The 1,201-nt window shown below is 62.5% G+C and carries 1 protein-coding gene; it reads left to right on the top strand.

Features of this window, described 5'->3' with window-relative positions; all coding sequences use genetic code 11:
• Positions 1-90 precede the first annotated feature (90 nt).
• Positions 91-1,194: an ISAs1 family transposase gene (locus JT360_RS33105; protein ID WP_214477654.1), complete on the top strand. Its 1,104-nt coding sequence runs from the start codon at positions 91-93 to the stop codon at positions 1,192-1,194.
• Positions 1,195-1,201 lie beyond the last annotated feature (7 nt).

The raw sequence follows: 1,201 nt of genomic DNA on the forward strand, positions 1-1,201 counted from the left end.
GGCAGGGGAATCGCACATGAGTACAAACGGACTCTTGTGCGACGTGTGGAAATCGATTCTGAGGGGACCTCTGGATGATCGGAGGTCGGCATGGTGTTTCTGGATGTATTCGGCGAGGTTCCGGACCCGCGGGACTTGACCGCGCAGCACCCGTTGCCGGAGATTTTGTTCGTCGCGCTTGCAGCGGTACTTTGCGGGGCGACGCACTGCACGGAGATGGAGCTGTTTGCCAGGAACCGGCTCGATTTGTTGCGGCAGTTCATCCCGCTCGAGCGTGGCGCGCCCAGCCACGACACCTTCAGCCGCGTGCTGGCGGCTCTCGATCCTGTCGCCCTCAACGATGCCTTCATGCGCTTCATGGCCGCTTTCGGCGCGCAGGCGCGCATCGATGCGCCGAAAGGCCAGGTCGCCATCGACGGCAAGAGCCTCAGGCGCGCCTATGCCAAGGGCCGCTCGCATATGCCGCCGCTGGTGGTGACCGTCTTTGGCTGCGACACCTTCATGAGCCTGGCCCAAACCGTGGCGCAGGAAGGCGGCGAGGTGCAGGCCGCGATCGCGGCGCTCGAATTGTTGTCGCTCAAGGGCTTGACCGTCACCGCCGACGCCTTGCACTGCCATCGCCGCATGACCAAGACCGTGCGCGACGGTGGCGGCCACTACGTGATCGCCATCAAAGGCAACCAGTCGAAGCTGGCCACCGAAGCCAACACCGCCCTCGACAAGGCGGCGGCGGGCAAAACAACCAAGTTCCATCGGACCGAGGAGGACGCGCATGGCCGTCACGAGGTGCGGCGTGCCTTCGTCATTCCCTTCGCGCAGACGCCGGGCAAGAATGCACTCGTCGACCTTTGCGCCATCGGCCGTGTCGAAAGCTGGCGCACCGTCGAGGGCAAGACCACACACAAGGTCCGCTGTTATGCGCTGTCGCGCAAAATGCCGGCACACGAACTGCTCGCCACAGTACGCCGCCACTGGAGCATCGAGAATGACCTGCACTGGCAACTCGATGTCCTGCTCGGCGAAGATCAGATCAGAGGCCGCAAGAACAACACGGCCGCCAACCACGCCATACTTCGGCGTCTCACGCTCAATGTTCTCAGAGCCGATCCCGAAAAAATTCCGCTCAGCCACAAACGACTCAAAGCACGATGGGCCGATCAAGACCTGCTCAGCCTCTTTACTCATATGCGATAGCCCTACC

Source organism: Mesorhizobium sp. dw_380 (assembly GCF_018588885.1).
GTDB lineage: Bacteria > Pseudomonadota > Alphaproteobacteria > Rhizobiales > Rhizobiaceae > Mesorhizobium.